The organism is Streptomyces viridiviolaceus, from assembly GCF_014650995.1.
Classification (GTDB): Bacteria; Actinomycetota; Actinomycetes; order Streptomycetales; family Streptomycetaceae; genus Streptomyces; species Streptomyces viridiviolaceus.
Map to the genome: position 1 here is coordinate 39,781 of NZ_BMWA01000026.1, position 15,351 is coordinate 55,131.

The 15,351-nt window shown below is 72.2% G+C and carries 15 protein-coding genes and 1 riboswitch; of the genes, 9 read left to right on the forward strand and 6 right to left on the reverse strand.

The features are described 5' to 3' along the window. Positions 1–35: 35 nt before the first annotated feature. Complete coding sequence (locus tag IE260_RS31380; RefSeq protein ID WP_189878040.1) at positions 36–731, reverse strand: DUF5995 family protein; 696 nt, start codon at positions 729–731, stop codon at positions 36–38. Between the two features lie 174 nt (positions 732–905). Between IE260_RS31380 and IE260_RS31385 the strand changes: the two genes are divergently transcribed. Further along, the gene (locus IE260_RS31385) at positions 906–2,039 is read left to right on the forward strand and encodes a glycoside hydrolase family 6 protein (RefSeq protein ID WP_189878170.1); all 1,134 of its coding nucleotides are present in this window, start codon (positions 906–908) and stop codon (positions 2,037–2,039) included. Here the strand turns inward: IE260_RS31385 and IE260_RS31390 are convergent. Next, complete coding sequence (locus IE260_RS31390; protein WP_189878042.1) at positions 2,021–3,412, reverse strand: uracil-xanthine permease family protein; 1,392 nt, start codon at positions 3,410–3,412, stop codon at positions 2,021–2,023. The two genes, IE260_RS31385 and IE260_RS31390, sit on opposite strands and share 19 nt — an antisense overlap. 191 nt (positions 3,413–3,603) lie before the next feature. Here IE260_RS31390 and IE260_RS31395 point away from each other — a divergent pair, with 191 nt between their 5' ends. Then, positions 3,604–4,062 (forward strand): acyl-CoA thioesterase, encoded by a 459-nt coding sequence (locus tag IE260_RS31395; protein ID WP_189878044.1) that lies wholly within the window; start codon positions 3,604–3,606, stop codon positions 4,060–4,062. On the opposite strand, the gene IE260_RS31400 is transcribed toward IE260_RS31395, so the two are convergent. After that, on the reverse strand, positions 4,022–5,233 hold the full coding sequence (locus IE260_RS31400) for an MFS transporter (protein ID WP_189878046.1): 1,212 nt from the start codon (positions 5,231–5,233) through the stop codon (positions 4,022–4,024). The genes IE260_RS31395 and IE260_RS31400 overlap by 41 nt on opposite strands. Before the next feature lie 165 nt (positions 5,234–5,398). Between IE260_RS31400 and IE260_RS31405 the strand changes: the two genes are divergently transcribed. Then, positions 5,399–6,793 (forward strand): ROK family transcriptional regulator, encoded by a 1,395-nt coding sequence (locus IE260_RS31405; protein ID WP_189878048.1) that lies wholly within the window; start codon positions 5,399–5,401, stop codon positions 6,791–6,793. A 109-nt stretch (positions 6,794–6,902) separates the two neighbouring features. Here the strand turns inward: IE260_RS31405 and IE260_RS31410 are convergent, their stop codons facing one another. The 3 genes from IE260_RS31410 to IE260_RS31420 all read right to left on the reverse strand — a co-directional run bounded on the left by IE260_RS31410 (position 6,903) and on the right by IE260_RS31420 (position 10,612). Beyond that, entirely contained in the window at positions 6,903–7,337 is a 435-nt protein-coding gene (locus IE260_RS31410; protein WP_229881483.1) for a hypothetical protein, read from the reverse strand. Further along, complete coding sequence (locus IE260_RS31415; protein ID WP_189878050.1) at positions 7,334–8,095, reverse strand: SDR family oxidoreductase; 762 nt, start codon at positions 8,093–8,095, stop codon at positions 7,334–7,336. Before IE260_RS31415 ends, IE260_RS31410 begins: the two co-directional genes overlap by 4 nt. A gap of 153 nt (positions 8,096–8,248) precedes the next feature. Further along, positions 8,249–10,612, reverse strand: coding sequence for a chitinase C-terminal domain-containing protein (locus IE260_RS31420; RefSeq protein WP_189878052.1), 2,364 nt, complete (start codon positions 10,610–10,612; stop codon positions 8,249–8,251). Between the two features lie 215 nt (positions 10,613–10,827). Beyond that, a riboswitch (FMN riboswitch) is annotated at positions 10,828–10,958 on the forward strand. A 150-nt stretch (positions 10,959–11,108) separates the two neighbouring features. On the opposite strand from IE260_RS31420, the gene IE260_RS31425 reads away from it, so the two are divergent. From IE260_RS31425 to hisG, 6 genes are read left to right on the forward strand one after another with little or no spacing between them, the layout of a single operon-like run. Then, complete coding sequence (locus IE260_RS31425) at positions 11,109–11,711, forward strand: riboflavin synthase (RefSeq protein WP_189878054.1); 603 nt, start codon at positions 11,109–11,111, stop codon at positions 11,709–11,711. After that, on the forward strand, positions 11,708–12,352 hold the full coding sequence (locus tag IE260_RS31430) for a nicotinamide mononucleotide transporter family protein (RefSeq protein WP_189878056.1): 645 nt from the start codon (positions 11,708–11,710) through the stop codon (positions 12,350–12,352). Before IE260_RS31425 ends, IE260_RS31430 begins: the two co-directional genes overlap by 4 nt. Continuing rightward, positions 12,349–13,638, forward strand: a complete 1,290-nt coding sequence (locus IE260_RS31435; RefSeq protein ID WP_189878058.1) for a bifunctional 3,4-dihydroxy-2-butanone-4-phosphate synthase/GTP cyclohydrolase II — start codon at positions 12,349–12,351, stop codon at positions 13,636–13,638. The genes IE260_RS31430 and IE260_RS31435 overlap by 4 nt, the downstream gene beginning before the upstream one ends. Positions 13,639–13,660: 22 nt before the next feature. Further along, a complete protein-coding gene (ribH, locus tag IE260_RS31440; RefSeq protein ID WP_189878060.1) occupies positions 13,661–14,146 on the forward strand; it encodes a 6,7-dimethyl-8-ribityllumazine synthase in 486 nt (161 codons plus the stop codon). Positions 14,147–14,180: 34 nt separating this feature from the next. Next, entirely contained in the window at positions 14,181–14,453 is a 273-nt protein-coding gene (locus IE260_RS31445; protein WP_030951748.1) for a phosphoribosyl-ATP diphosphatase, read from the forward strand. 47 nt (positions 14,454–14,500) lie between these two features. Then, a complete protein-coding gene (hisG, locus tag IE260_RS31450) occupies positions 14,501–15,349 on the forward strand; it encodes an ATP phosphoribosyltransferase (protein WP_189878062.1) in 849 nt (282 codons plus the stop codon). Positions 15,350–15,351 lie beyond the last annotated feature (2 nt).

Sequence of the window (15,351 nt, forward strand, 5' to 3'; positions counted from 1 at the left end):
GGGATTTCCCGCCGGGCGCGGCGAGGATGGCCGGATCAGTCCGGCAGCGGGGTGAGCAGCATGCGCCCGGCGAAGCCCACCGCCGCGTCCAGCCGCTCGGTGAACTCCTCGGCGACGTCGGGCAGTCGGCGCAGCGCCCACAGCGCGCGGGCCGCCGCCCAGGTGGCGTCCCGGGCGCGCTCCAGACTCCAGGAGCCGAGCAGATGCGTCAGCGGGTCGGCGATCTGGAGCAGGTCGGGTCCCGGCATCAGATCGTCGCGGATGCGCTCCTCCAGCGACACGAGGAGATCGCCCACGCGGTCGAACTCGTCCTCCAGCTCGACGGGTTCGCAGCCGAGCGTACGACAGGTGTCCACCACGGCGAGCGCCAGGTCGTGGCCGATGTGCGCGTTGATGCCGGCCAGCGCGAACTGCAACGGCCGTACTCCGGGATGCCGGCGGAACTGGAACAGGGGCCGCCAGCAGGCCGGCGGCCGGCGGTCGCCGGCCACCGCGTCGACGGCGGCCAGATAGCGCTCCGCGAACCGCACGTCCAGCGCGATCGCGGCCCGGGCGTCCGCGAACCGGCCTGCGTCGATGTGCCGGTCGACCGCCTCGGTGACGGCGAGGTAGACGCGGTTGAACACGGCGAGGCCGTCCCGTGCCGGGAGCGTCGCGTCGAGGGCGCGCATGCGCGACAGGACGCCGTCCACCGTCCCGACGGCCGTGGTGACTTGTTCGCAGTGCGCCATGGCGGCAGGGTCGCAGCTCTAGGGTGGCAGGAGTGCCGGCGGGCCCGACGCTTCCCCAGAACGGGGGAACGCGCCCGCCGTGCGGGGGAGGGGGAACCGTACGTGTCTGGCCTTCGTGCCCGGCGCCTGGCCGCCCGCAGGGCCGAGCGCAGGCGTGCCGTCCGTCGTGGCGCGATGGTCGCGGCGGCGTCCGTCGTGGTCGTGGTCGGCATCGCGACCGGCATGCTGTCCGCGCTCGACGAAGGCGGCGGCACGGACCAGGCCCGGCCACCCGAGGTGACACGGTCGCCCCGCCTTCAGTCGCTGCCCGTCGTGCCGCCGTCGCCGTCGCCGTCCCCGTCGGCCACCCGGTCCGCCTCGCCGTCGCCCACGCCGGCCGAGAAGAAGGCGAGCCCCCGGCCGACGCCGAAGAAGACCGGGAAGCAGCCGCGGACCGTCGCCGCGTCCACCCGGCTCTACCGGCACCCCGAGTCCCAGATCCTCGAATGGGTCCGTGCCCACCGCGACGACCCGCGCCGGCCGGTCATCGAGTCCCGGATAGCCGACCACCCGGCGGCCGTGTGGTTCGCCGACTTCTCGCCCGGGACCATCACCTCCCGGGTCCGCGCGGTCACCTCGGGCGGCGCCCGGCAGGGCCGGGTTCCGGTCGTGGTGCCGTACGCGATACCCGGCCGGGACTGCGGCGGGCACTCCCAGGGCGGTGCGCCGGACCTCGACGCCTACGACGACTGGGTCGACCGCTTCGCCGCCGGGCTCGGCTCGGGTGAGGTCGTCGTCATCCTGGAGCCCGACTCGGTGGCCCAGGCCGAGTGCCTGTCCGCCGGTGAGCGCGCCGACCGCTTCGCCTCGCTGGCCCGGGCCGGCCGGGTGATGAAGGACGCCAACCCCCGTGCCCGCGTCTACTTCGACGCCGGCCACTCCGGCTGGCACGCGCCCGCCAAGCAGGCGGGATGGCTGAAACGGGCCGGTGCCGCCTCGGCCGACTCCTCCGACGGCATCTTCAGCAACGTCTCCAACTTCCACACCACCTCAGACGAGGTCGCCTACGACCGTGCGGTGTTGGACGCCCTCGGCGGCCCCGCGAGCCTCGGTGCCGTCATCGACACCAGCCGCAACGGCAACGGCGCCCCGCCCGACGGCGAGTGGTGCGACCCGGCCGGGCGCAAGGTCGGCCGCGCCCCGACCCTGAGCACCGGCCTGGGGCGCATCGACGCCTACCTGTGGGTGAAGCTGCCGGGGGAGTCGGACGGCTGCAAGGGGTCGCCGGGCACGTTCACCCCCTCGTACGCCTACGACTTGGCGCGCTGAGAGTCCTCGTCGTACGTCGAGGTGCCCTCGTCGAGCAGCGGCTCCTGCATCTTGAGGTGGGCCGGGGCGAAGGCACGCAGCGCGTGGTAGCCGGTGATCACGACCAGGGTGCCCAGCGCGATGCCGCTCAGCGAGAAGTTGTCGGTGAATTCCATGCTGACGTTGCCGACGCCGATGATGATGCCCGCGGCGGCCGGCACCAGGTTCAGCGGGTTGCGCAGGTCCACCTTGGCGTTGATCCAGATCTGCGCGCCGAGCAGTCCGATCATGCCGTAGAGGATGACGGTGATGCCGCCGAGCACGCCGCCGGGGATCGCGGCCACCACGGCTCCGAACTTCGGGCAGATGCCGAAGAGCAGGGCGAAGCCGGCGGCGGCCCAGTACGCGGCCGTCGAGTAGACGCGGGTCGCGGCCATCACGCCGATGTTCTCGGAGTACGTCGTGTTGGGCGGGCCGCCGACCGCGGTGGACAGCATGGAGCCGACGCCGTCGGCGGAGATCGCCGTACCGAGCTTGTCGTCGAGCGGGTCGCCGGTCATCTCGCCGACCGCCTTGACGTGGCCGGCGTTCTCGGCGACGAGCGCGATCACGACCGGCAGGGCGACCAGGATCGCCGACCACTCGAAGGACGGCCCGTGGAAGGACGGCAGGCCGATCCAGTCGGCCTGGCCGACGGCGGAGAAGTCGAGCCGCCAGTGGTCGGTGACCTTGCCGCTGCCGTCCACCGAGTGGATCTTCCCGAAGAGCTGGTCGAAGACCCAGGAGACGCCGTAGCCGAAGACCAGCCCCAGGAAGATGGCGATCCGGGACCAGAATCCGCGCAGGCAGACCACGGCCAGGCCGGTGAAGAGCATCACCAGCAGCGCCGTCCACTGGTCCTGCGGCCAGTAGGTCGAGGCGGTGACCGGGGCCAGGTTGAAGCCGATCAGCATCACCACCGCGCCGGTGACGATCGGCGGCATCGCGGCGTGGATGATCCGCGCCCCGAAGCGCTGCACGGCGAGGCCCACCAGGAACAGCGCCGCGCCGACCACGAGGACCGCACCGGTCACCGTGGCACTGGTGCCGCCCTGGGCGCGGATCACCGCGGCGACGCCGACGAAGGACAGCGAGCAGCCGAGGTAGCTGGGCACGCGGCCGCGCGTGGCGAGCAGGAAGATGGCCGTGGCGACGCCGGACATCATGATCGCGAGGTTGGGGTCCAGGCCCATGAGGACGGGGGCCACGAAGGACGCTCCGAACATGGCCACCACGTGCTGGGCGCCGAGCCCGACCGTGCGGGGCCACGAGAGCCGTTCGTCGGGGCGGACCACCGCTCCGGGTGCGGGCGTGCGCCCGTCACCGTGCAGCTTCCAGCGCACGCCGAGGTCCATGGTGAGGTTTCGCTTTCTTGTGTACGTGAGGACTGTCCGGACCCATTGTCGGGGGTACCGGGCCGTCCCATTGTCCCCCGGCCCCCTTGCTGACCAGGGCCTTCCCCGACGGGCTCGCTGAGCGTGCGCTTAGGATGAGGGGGATCCTCCGTACGTGAGCAAGCTTTGCGTGACCCTCCAGGAGCCCGCCCGTGACCGCCGAAGCCCCCGCCGCCCCCACCCTGTCCTACGGCCGGCTCGTCCCCGTCACCGTCCACTTCGACGACCTGGACGCCCTCGGCCTGCTGCACAACGCCCGCTACCCGGTGATGGTCGAGCGTGCCTGGGCCGAGCTGTGGACCGAGCACGGCTTCCGGTTCGAGGGCGACTGGGCGGCGGCCGGCGACGCCTGCAACGCGGTCAAGGAACTGCGGATCACCTATGAGGCGCCGGTCACCCGGCCCGGAGCGTACGCCGTCCACCTCTGGCTGGAGCGGCTCGGCACGACCGGGCTGACGTACGGCTTCCGGTTCTGCTCGGCGGACGGCTCCACCACGTACGCCCAGGGCACCCGGGTGCTGGTCCGGCTGGACTCCGCAACAATGCGCCCGGCGCCCTGGAGCGAGGCCTTCAGGGGCGCCGGTCGGGAACTGCTGCGCTCGGAGGACTGACCTTCGGCCGGTCCCGGTCGCCGGCACGCAGCACGCCCGCGAACGCCGCCAGGCCGCAGGACAGCACGGTCACCAGGGCGAACGACACCACCAGGCTGGTCACCTGGGCCAGCGTGCCGATCGCGCTCGGCGCCACCAGGCCCGAGGTGTAGGTGATGGTGGCGACACCGGCGATGGCCTGGCTCGGGTTGGGACCGCTGCGGCCGGCCGCGGCGAAGCACAGCGGGACGACCACGGCGATGCCCAGGCCCATCAGCGCAAAGCCCGTCATCGCCACCGCCGGATGGCCCGCGACGACGATCAGCAGTCCGCCGAGGGCGGCCAGTACGCCGCTCACCCGGACCGTGCGCACCGCGCCGAACCGGTCCACCACCTTGTCGCCCGCGATCCGGGCCACGGCCATCGTGAGGGTGAAGCCGGTCGTGCACGCCGCCGCCAGGCCGGCCGAGGTCTCCAGCTCGTCCCGCAGATACACCGCCGACCAGTCCAGGCTCGCGCCCTCCGCGAACACCGCGCAGAACCCGATCGCGCCGATCAGCAGCGCCGACCTGGGCGGCAGCGCGAACCGGGGCGGCGGATCCTCGTCCTCGGCGGGCTGGAGGTCCAGCACCCAGGTGCACGCGGTGACGCCCAGCACGGTCAGCACGGCGGCGGCCAGCACGTGGTGCAGCCGGGCGTCCGCGCCGAGGTGGGCGGCGAGCGTGCCGGCCGCCGAGCCGATCAGGGCGCCGGCGCTCCACATGCCGTGCAGTCCGGACATGATCGACTTGTCGAGACGGTTCTCGACCTCCACGCCGAGCGCGTTCATGGCGACGTCCGACATGCCGGCCGTCGCGCCGTAGACGAACAGGGCGAGGCAGAGGGTGAGGAGGTTCGGGGCGATCGACGGCAGGACCAGCGACAGCGTCCACAGCGCGATCAGTCCGCGCAGCGCGGTGCGGGCGCCGAAGCGGTGGCTGATGCCGCCGGCCAGCGGCATGGCGACGGAGGCGCCGAGCGCCGGGAACGCGAGGGCCAGGCCCAGCTGGCCGGCGCTCACCCCGGCGTGGTCCTGGATCCACGGCACGCGCGTCGCGAACGAGCCGGTGACGGCGCCGTGCACGGCGAACACGGCCGCCACGGCGTACCGGGCGCGCCTCACCTCGCGTTGCTCGTAGACCACTGAGCTCATTGTCGGGTCCTCCCCCTGTCGTCGCCCCACCGCGCCCTGTGCGTCCCGGTGCCCGGCGTAAACTATCAGGAACCCTGCCTGATAGATAGGTGATCGAAGGCCCGCCCACGGCAGGCCCGTTCCGGCCGCGTCCGACGCGGCCCGTCGATCTGGGAGGATCCCGGCATGCCCGCATCCCCGAGCACCGCCCGGGCCATCAACGACCGGCTCGCCCTGCGTCTGCTGCAGCAGGAGGGTCCGTTGACGGCAGGGCAGTTGAAGCAGCTGACCGGCCTGTCCCGGCCGACCGTGGCCGACCTGGTCGAACGGCTCACCGCCGCGGGCCTGATCGAGCCGGCCGGGGAGTCGGGCGAGCAGCGCCGCGGGCCGAACGCCAAGCTGTACGGCATCGTCGCCGACCGGGCGCACCTGGCCGCGCTCGACGTGCGCACCGAGGGCGTCTCCGTGCTGGTGTCCGACCTGGTCGGCCGGGTGCTCGCCGAGGCGTCCGTGCCCATCGGCGGCGACACCGGGACCGGTCCGGCGGTGGAGCAGGCGGTCACGCTCGTGGAGCGGGCGGCGAAGGAGGCGGGCGCCGACCGGCTGCACACCGTCGGCATCGGCGCGCCCGGGCTGATCGATCCCGCGAGCGGCGAACTCCGCGACAGCACCGGCCTGCCCGCGTGGCACCGCAGGCTGGTGGCGGCCCTCCAGGAACGGTTCCCGGAGGCTCGCGTCAACGTCGAGAACGAGACCAACCTCGCGGCCCTGGCCGAGCAGCGCGACGGCGCCGCCAGGGACCGCGACACCTTCGTCCTGCTGTGGCTCGGCCTGGGCGTCGGCGCCGCGGTGGTCCTCGACGGCACGCTGCGGCGCGGTGCCTCCGGCGGTGCGGGGGAGATCGGCTTCCTGCCGGTACCGGGTACGACCGGCCTGCCGTCGGCCACCGACTGCGACGGCGGCTTCCACTCCCTCACCGGGGCCGCGGCGGTCGTCGACCTCGCGACGGAACACGGGCTGACGGCCGGGGCCGCCGGCCGGGAACCGCGGGCGGCGGCACTGGTGCGGGAGGCGGTGCGCCGGGTCGGCGGGGCAGGGCGGGGCACGGCCGGCCGGGAGGAGGCGCGGTCGGGGGAGGAAGCGGCGCACGGGGGAAGAGCTGCGGCGGCCGGGGACGCGGCCGGGGAGCGCCGTGCGATGACCGGTGAGGGGCAGCCGACGGCCGCCGGCGAAGGCGACCACCCGCCGGCGGGGGAGTCCGGGCGGGCGGCGATGTCCTGGACGGGACCGGACACGGCCGCCGCCGAGAGGTTCCTCGACGCCCTCGCCGACCGGATCGCCCTCGGTGCCGCCGCCGTCGTCTCCGTCCTGGACCCGGGCTGCGTCGTGCTGGCCGGCGAGGTCGGCCGGGCCGGGGGCGACGTACTGGCCGCCCGGGTCCGGGACGGACTCGCCCGGATGTCGCCGCTCGCCACCGACGTGCGGCCCAGCGAGCTGGGCGGCGGCGCGGTGCTGCGCGGGGCACTCCTGACCGCCCGGGACCGCGCCCAGGACGAGCTGTTCGCACCGCCGGAGCGCTAGGGGCCCCAGTCGGACACGCCCCCACCTGCCCGGCGACACCTGGCACGGGCGCCCGCCGTGCTGCCGAAACGTTCCCCGGACACACCGGGCCCCGTTCACCCGCGGGGCGTCAGGGCATGGCCTTCTCGTCAACGGGACCGGCCACCCGGAAGGCCGCGGCGTCCGCCGCCAGCCACAGCAGCGCGGCGGGCAGCACCACCGCCGTCCCCAGCAGTGCCATGAAGCCCGCGCCGCTCGCGGCCGACAGGGGCTGAAGGTGCTGGGCGTGGAAGACGAGATGGGACACCGAGGCCACCAGATAGGCCACCAGCGCCGTCATCACCAGCCGCCGCTCCATCGCCGCCACCGCCGCGCACAGCACGACGGCGAGCGCCAGGCTCGCCCCGCCGAAGTCCCGCAGCAGGTGCTCGTTGTAGGGCGGCAGATGCGACACCCAGCGCCACTTCCAGAACAGCTCCGGCAGCAGCAGGATCCACAGCCCGAGCAGCACCTGCGTACCGGCGAGCAGCCCCAGCCCCGCCCGCAGCCAGTCACGTCTGTTCATGCCCGCCGCCCGTCCCCGCCGCCGAACCGCACCGCCAGGTACTCCTCGAACGTCCCCGTGCCGACCGCCCGCTCGGGCGCGAGGTGCCCGCCCGCACGGAACCCGCGGTAAGCCTTCCCCGCCAGCGGCACGTTCAGCACGGCACGCCGGCGCCCCGTCGCCCGCAGATACGCCCGGGCCAGCGACTCCACCGTCCGCACCTCGGGCCCCGCCAGGTCCGGGACCCGTCCGGCGGGCTCGCCGACGGCCAGCCCGGCGAGCCGCTCGGCGACCTCCGCCGCCGCGACCGGCTGGTCCGAGACACCCGCCGGCAGGACCATGACCGGCGGCTTGGCCAGCGCCCGGAACAGCCGGACCGGCAGATCGTGGAACTGCGTCGTCCGCAGCACGGTCCAGCCGAGACCCGACGCCTCGACCAGCCGCTCGACGGTGAGCTTGGACCGGTAGTAGCCGAGCGGCACCCGGTCGACGCCGACGATGGAGATGTACACCAGATGCCGCACCCCGGCCCGCAGCGCCGCCGCGATCAGATTCGTGGCCGCCCGCTCGTCGCCGCCGCGCGGGGAGGTCGCGCAGTGCACCACCGTGTCCACTCCGTCGAGCGCCGCGTCCAGAGGGCTGCCGCCCTCGCGCAGATCGACGGCGTACGGCCGGCTGCGCCGGCTGAGCACCCGCACCTCGTGCCCGTCCGCGCGCAGCCGCTCGGTGACGAGCCGGCCGAGCGTGCCGGTACCGCCGGTCACCAGGATCGTGGTCATGCCCTTGAGCCCCTTCGGCGAGGTGACGGCGTGGGAACTCCAGTCTGTCCGGCTCCGGGTCCCGTGACGAGAACCGGCGCCGGTCAGGTCGTTGGGAGGCCCGGCGGCGGGCAAGGGCCGTCGTCACCGCCGCCGGGCCGGTCTCGCCGGAGGTCAGCAGGCGCCGAGGTCCTGCCAGACACCCCACTCGCCGGTGGTTCCGGGCTCCTCGCCCTTCGTCCACCACTTGGCCTTCCAGGTGTGCCCCTCGTGGGACACGGTGCTGCCGCCGCCGTACTCCGTGGCCGCGCTCCACGCCGGTGCCGTGCACTGCCCGGTGCCTCCGGTCGGGCTCGGCGACGGGGAGGGCGATCCCGTGCCCGAGGGCGTCGGCGTCGGGGTCGGGGTCGGCGTCCCGGGGTCCACCACGGTGGTCCCGCGGGCCAGGTCGCCCTTGAGCGCGTACGTCTTTCCACCGAACGTCACCGTCCAGTTCGAGGGCGTCGACACCGGCAGGTAGTAGACGAGGTCCAGCTCGGTGGACGCGCCCGGTGCCAGGGACTGCCAGGCCGGGAGCTTCAGCGAGACCCGGTGGTAGTCGCCCTCGAGCCCGCCCACGTTGTTTCCGGTGTGGTCGCTGCGGACCACCGAAGTGCCCCAGCCGGACTGGTCCTTGGCGTTGCCGGGCGCGGAGGTGCCGTAGTCGAACCGGAACTCCGTGCCGCCCGGCAGCGTGGCCTTCGTGTTGTTGGTGATCTTCAGCTTGGGGCTGATCGGGTAGTTGGAGTCGCCGAGCGGGAACTGCCCGAACTCCACGCCGACGTCCAGGGCTTCGGCCGGCATCTCGACGGTGGACCGCTCGGCGCCGTACGGGGTGGCCGACCTGAACGTGTCGTACATCGTCCCGGTCAGCGTCGATCCCGGCTCGTACTGGCCCTTGCCCGCGTTCCAGGCGTAGTCGCCCGCGAGCTCCCACACCATCGTGCCGCCGATGCCCCGGTCGACGACGTAGTCCGCCTTGGCCTTGACCGACTGCTCGTCCTCGGTGGACAGGAAGACCTTCTTCTCCGCGTTCCACAGCCAGGGCGCGACCAGCGTGGCGTCGTACTTGCGCGCGTAGGTCCCCGTCAGCTTCGTGTCGGCCGGGAAGCCGTAGTCGGTGACGTAGTCGCCGACGACGCCCTTCTCCAGGTTCTTGGCGTGCCACATCGGATTCGAACCCGCGGGCGACTCCTTGCCGTTCGTGTCGAGGTCGTGCCACAGGTTGTCGATCCCGACCGCGCCGTCACCGCACTTGGTCAGGCCGGAGCCCGCCGGGCAGTTCGTGGCGGGGGCCCTGCCCCAGAGCCCGTCGGTGCCGCCGGTGACGTTCTTGAAGCCCCGCGTGTAGTAGGGAAGCCCGATGTTGATGCGGCCGGCGGGCATCGAACCGCGGAAGTAGTGGTAGGCCCAGTCGGTGTTGAGATAGCCGATCCCGCCGTACTGGGACGTGGAGTACACGCCCGCGGCGGCGAGTTCGGCGTCCTTCCCGTCGTCGAAGAGGGAGGCGTTCGGACCGACGTACTCGTTCCAGGCACCGTGCAGGTCGTACGACATGATGTTGACGTAGTCCAGGTACTTCTGGACCTGGAAGGTCTCCATGCCGCGCAGCAGGTATCCGGAGGACGGCGCGGCGACGGAGAGGAGGTAGTGCCTGCCGTCCGCGGCGCCCGCGCGGTCGAGTTTCTCGCGCAGCGTCTTCATCAGCGCCGCGTAGCCCTTGACCAGGCCCGCCCGGCGGCCGTTGGCCAGGGACCAGTCGAGCGGATTGCCCGCGTCCTTCATCGTCGTCGGGTATTCGTAGTCGATGTCGACGCCGTTGAAGCCGTACTTCCGGACGAAGCCGACCGCCGAGTCCGCGAAGGTGTCGATGCCCGCCTGGTTGACCGAGCCGTCGGCGTTGGTGGCCATCGAGTAGAAGCCGCCGGAGTCCACGCGGGTGCCGTCGTCGGCGAAGTAGCCTCCCGTCTCCGCCCAGCCGCCCACCGAGATCATCGTCTTGACGTCCGGGTGCTGCTTCTTGAACTTGTTCAGCAGGTTGAAATGGCCCTTGTAGGGGAGTTCCGGATCCATTTCCGCGCCGCTGACGCCCGGCCACGTCATCCCGGTGGCGGCGTTGGCCGGGCCGTCCGAGCCGACGGAGAGCTTGTTGCCGCCGTCGACGTGCGCGAAGGCGTAGTTGATGTGGGTGACCTTGTCCCAGGGGATGTCCGAGGCGAGATAGGCGGGCTTGCCGTCCTTGCCGGTGCGCCAGCCGGTGAAGTATCCGATCACCCGGCGGGGGTGGTCGGCGCCCATCTCCTCCCGGCCCTCGGCGTCGTAGACCGAGCAGTAGGGGACGTCGACGCCGGGTGTCCGGTAGAGCCCGTCGGGGCGACAGGACTCCTGGTCGGCTGCGTGCGAGACGGTCGCCGGGAGGCCGGCGAGCACCAGACCGGCGACGGCGGCGGCCGCCGCGAACAGCGCGGGTCTCGCTCTATGGCGTGAGGGGGAAAGCACGGTGGGTTCCTCTCCACGGAAGTTGCGCAGACCCTAGAGAGGACTAGACCAGTGAGTCAATAGGTATGGACCAAGCTCAAGGCGATGGGCGGGCGGGCGAGTTGAGCCCGTCGCGGCGCGGCCGGCGGGTGCGGACGGGGGTGCTGTGAGCCAATCCACACCACTCACCCGCATGGACGCCGATCCGGCGTGGCACACTGGCCGTGTACCAGAAGCAGCGCACTCCGGGGTCGGTGAAAGTCCGAACCGGCGGTTACAGTCCGCGACCCGGTCGCCTCCAGCGGCCGGTTGACCAGGTGAAATTCCTGGACCGACGGTTAAAGTCCGGATGGGAGGCAGTGCGCGGCGGGCGGGCATGCGTGCGCGCCGCCGAATCTGGGCTCGTCCGGAACCGGGCGGGTCCCCGTCCGGCGTCGCTCCCGGTGTCCTCGCTCGTACTTTCTGTCGTCTCGACAGCCCCGGAGTCCGTGCCCGAAGAGGCAGGAGGACCCGGGAAGTGTTCACCGGAATCGTCGAAGAGCTGGGCGAGGTCACGGCCGTCGAGACCCTCGACGACGCCTGTCGCTTCCGCCTGCGAGGCCCCGTCGTCACCGAGGGCGCCCGGCACGGCGACTCCATCGCCGTCAACGGCGTGTGCCTCACGGTCGTCGACCACGAGGGCGACGAGTTCACCGCCGACGTGATGGCCGAGACCCTGAACCGCTCCAGCCTCGGCGTCCTCGCCGTCGGCTCCCGCGTCAACCTGGAGCGCCCCACCGCCGTGGGCGCCCGGCTCGGCGGGCACATCGTGCAGGGCCACGTCGACGGCACCGGCGAGATCCTGGAGCGCAAGCCCTCCGAGCACTGGGAGATCGTCAAGATCTCCCTGCCCGCCGACCTCGCCCGCTACGTCGTGGAGAAGGGGTCCATCACCGTCGACGGCATCAGCCTCACCGTCGTCGACGCCGGGCCCGACTTCTTCACCGTCAGCCTCATTCCCACCACCCTCGCCCTGACCACGCTCGGCCTGAAGCAGCCCGGCGACCCGGTCAACCTCGAGGTCGACGTCATCGCCAAGTACGTCGAGCGGCTGCTCGGCACCCAGGGGGGCACCAAGTGAACTGGCTCAACTCCGAGGCGTTCACGCTCTTCGACCAGCACATCAAATGGTCGGACGTGATCGGCAACGTGGTCGGTCTGCTCGCCCTCGCCCTCGGCTGGCGGCGCTCGATCTGGACCTGGCCCGCCCAGTTCCTCTCCGGCGTCATCCTCTTCGCCGCCTTCGCCACCGCCCACCTCTCCGGCAGCGCCGGCAAGCAGATCGTCGTCATGGTCGTCGCAGCCTGGGGCTTCTGGCAGTGGAACCGCGGCCGGCAGCAGGCGCAGGACGGCTCCATCGCCGTCCGGTTCGCCACCTGGCGCGAGCGCGGTGCCCTGCTCGCCGCCGCCGCCCTCGGCACCCTCGCCGTCGGCGGCCTGTTCACCGCCTACCCGACGCTGTCCTGGGACCCCTGGCCGGACGCGTACATCTTCGTCGGCACCGTCGTCGCCATGTACGCCCAGGCCCGCGGCATGGTCGAGTTCTGGTTCGCCTGGCTGCTCGTCGACCTGGTCGGCGTGCCGCTGAACTTCGCCAACGGCTTCGCCTTCTCCGGCTTCGTCTACGTCCTGTACGGCGCGCTCGTCCTGTGGGGCCTGCGCGACTGGTGGCTGCGCTCCCGCAACGCCACGCGGCCCATCCCGGAAGGAGCGCCCGCATGAGCACGGCACCCATCCTCTACAGCACCGACGGCATCGACGACCTCTCGCTCGACCCCGTCGAACAGGCCATCGCCGACATCGCCGCCGGCCGCCCCGTCGTGGTCGTCGACGACGAGAACCGCGAGAACGAGGGCGACCTCGTGATCGCCGCGGAGAAGGCGACCGAGGAGATCGTCGCCTTCATGATGAGCGAGTGCCGCGGCCTGATCTGCGCCCCCATGGAGGGCGAGGAACTGGACCGGCTGAAGCTCCCGCAGATGGTCGAGGACAACACCGAGTCGATGAAGACCGCCTTCACGGTCTCCGTGGACGCCACCGCCGCCCACGGCGTGAGCACCGGCATCTCGGCCGCCGACCGCGCCACCACCCTCCAGCTGCTCGCGAGCGGCACCGCCGAGCCGACCGACCTGGTCCGGCCCGGGCACATCTTCCCGCTGCGCGCCCGCTCCGGCGGCGTCCTGGTCCGCAACGGCCACACCGAGGCCGCCGTCGACCTCGCCCGCCTCGCCGGTCTGCGCCCGGCCGGCGCCATCGTCGAGATCGCCGGCGAGGACGGCCGGATGCTGCGGCTGCCCGAGCTGATCCCGTTCGCCCGCAAGCACGGACTGACGATCATCTCCATCGAGGACCTGATCGCCTACCGCCGCAGCGAGGAGCCCACCGTCCGCCGCGAGGCCGAGGTCCACCTGCCCACCCGGCACGGCGAGTTCACCGCGTACGGCTACCGCTCCACCGTCGACGGGGTCGAGCACGTCGCCCTCGTGCACGGCGAGATCGGCGACGGCAGGGACGTCCTCGTCCGCGTCCACTCCGAGTGCCTGACCGGCGACGTCTTCGGCTCCCTGCGCTGCGACTGCGGACCCCAGCTGGACGCCTCCCTGGACCGCATCCAGGCCGAGGGCCGGGGAGTGGTGGTCTACCTGCGCGGCCACGAGGGGCGCGGCATCGGCCTGATGTCCAAGCTGCGCGCCTACGAACTCCAGGAGCGCGGCCGGGACACCCTCGACGCCAACCTGGAGCTCGGCCTGCCCGCCGACGCCCGGGACTACGGCGCCGGCGCGCAGATCCTGAAGGACCTCGGCGTGCGCACCGTGCGCCTGATGACCAACAACCCCGACAAGACCGACGCGCTGGAGCGGCACGGCCTCGAGGTCACCGACCGCGAGCCGATGCCCGTCCAGGCCGGCGAGCACAACCTCCGCTACCTGCGCACCAAGCGGGACCGGATGGGACACGACCTGCCCTGGCTGGACACGACCGCCGTGTCCACCTGCGGCAATCAGTAAGCGAAGGGATGCGAGGAGAAGCGTGAGCGGCAAGGGTGCACCGGAACTGTCCGTACGCAACGTGGGGGACCTGCGGGTCGCCGTCGTCGCGGCACAGTGGCACGAGAAGGTGATGGACGGACTGGTGGACGGCGCCCTGCGCGCCCTGCACGACCTGGGCATCGACGAGCCGACCCTGCTGCGGGTCCCCGGCAGCTGGGAGCTGCCGGTCGTCGCCAAGGTCCTCGCGGGCCGCGGCTACGACGCGATCGTCGCCCTCGGCGTCGTCATCCGCGGCGGAACCCCGCACTTCGACTACGTGTGCCAGGGCGTCACCCAGGGCCTCACCCAGGTCTCGGTCGACACCGGCGTCCCCGTCGGCTTCGGCGTGCTCACCTGCGACACCGAGGAGCAGGCCCTGGACCGGGCCGGTCTCGACGGTTCCAGCGAGGACAAGGGGCACGAGGCGGTGACCGCGGCCGTCGCCACGGCGGCGACGCTGCGCTCAGTATCCGAACCGTGGCGCTAGCCAGGTCGGCACAGCGCGTAAAGTGGGCGCCACCATGTCCAAGAAGACGTTCGAGGAGCTCTTCACCGAGCTCCAGCACAAGGCCGCAAACGGCGACCCCGCCACCTCCCGCACCGCCGAGCTGGTGGACAAGGGCGTCCACGCCATCGGCAAGAAGGTCGTCGAGGAGGCCGCCGAGGTCTGGATGGCCGCCGAGTACGAGGGCAAGGAGGCGGCCGCCGAGGAGATCTCCCAGCTGCTGTACCACGTCCAGGTGATGATGGTCGCCCGCGGCATCTCCCTGGACGACGTCTACGCCCACCTGTGACACCCCGTTCCCCTACATTTCCCCATCACGCAAAGGAAGCCGACCTCATGCTGCGCATCGCCGTCCCCAACAAGGGTTCCCTGTCAGGCCCTGCGGCGGAGATGCTGCATGAGGCCGGCTACCAGCAGCGCCGGGAGTCCAAGGAACTGCGGATCGTCGACCCGGAGAACGAGGTCGAGTTCTTCTACCTCCGCCCCCGCGACATCGCGATCTACGTCTCCTCCGGCCGCCTCGACATCGGCATCACCGGCCGCGACCTGCTGATCGACTCCGGCGCCGACGCCGAGGAGATCCTGCCGCTGGGCTTCGCCCGTTCCACCTTCCGCTTCGCCGCCAAGCCCGGCACCGCGGACGGCATCGAGGACCTCAAGGGCAAGACCGTCGCCACCTCCTACGAGGGGATCGTCGCCGGGCACCTCGCCGACAACGGCGTCGACGCCTCCGTGGTCCACCTCGACGGCGCCGTGGAGACCGCGATCGAGCTGGGCGTGGCCGAGGTCATCGCCGACGTCGTGGAGACCGGCACCAGCCTGCGCAACGCGGGCCTGGAGGTGTTCGGCGAGCCGATCATGAAGTCCGAGGCCATCGTCGTCCGCCGCACCGGCGCCGACGCCGAGGAGCCGAAGGTGCAGCAGTTCCTGCGCCGCCTCCAGGGCGTCCTGGTCGCCCGGACGTACGTGATGATGGACTACGACTGCCGGGTCGAGCAGCTGGAGAAGGCCGTCGCGCTCACCCCCGGCCTGGAGTCCCCGACCGTCTCCCCGCTGCACAACGAGGGCTGGGTCGCCGTCCGCGCGATGGTCCCGGCCAAGGAGGCCCAGCGGATCATGGACGACCTGTACGAGATCGGCGCCCGCGCCATTCTCACCACGGCCATCCACGCCTGCCGTCTCTGAGT

Excerpts from the sequence above, each read along its gene's own strand:
- IE260_RS31415 (WP_189878050.1), bottom strand. The coding sequence starts at position 8,095 with ATGACCACGATCCTGGTGACCGGCGGTACCGGCACGCTCGGCCGGCTC.
- IE260_RS31390 (WP_189878042.1), bottom strand. The coding sequence starts at position 3,412 with ATGGACCTCGGCGTGCGCTGGAAGCTGCACGGTGACGGGCGCACGCCC.
- IE260_RS31405 (WP_189878048.1), top strand. The coding sequence starts at position 5,399 with ATGCCCGCATCCCCGAGCACCGCCCGGGCCATCAACGACCGGCTCGCC.
- IE260_RS31380 (WP_189878040.1), bottom strand. The coding sequence starts at position 731 with ATGGCGCACTGCGAACAAGTCACCACGGCCGTCGGGACGGTGGACGGC.
- IE260_RS31435 (WP_189878058.1), top strand. The coding sequence starts at position 12,349 with ATGAGCACGGCACCCATCCTCTACAGCACCGACGGCATCGACGACCTC.
- IE260_RS31385 (WP_189878170.1), top strand. The coding sequence starts at position 906 with ATGGTCGCGGCGGCGTCCGTCGTGGTCGTGGTCGGCATCGCGACCGGC.
- hisG (WP_189878062.1), top strand. The coding sequence starts at position 14,501 with ATGCTGCGCATCGCCGTCCCCAACAAGGGTTCCCTGTCAGGCCCTGCG.
- IE260_RS31445 (WP_030951748.1), top strand. The coding sequence starts at position 14,181 with ATGTCCAAGAAGACGTTCGAGGAGCTCTTCACCGAGCTCCAGCACAAG.
- IE260_RS31410 (WP_229881483.1), bottom strand. The coding sequence starts at position 7,337 with ATGAACAGACGTGACTGGCTGCGGGCGGGGCTGGGGCTGCTCGCCGGT.
- IE260_RS31400 (WP_189878046.1), bottom strand. The coding sequence starts at position 5,233 with ATGAGCTCAGTGGTCTACGAGCAACGCGAGGTGAGGCGCGCCCGGTAC.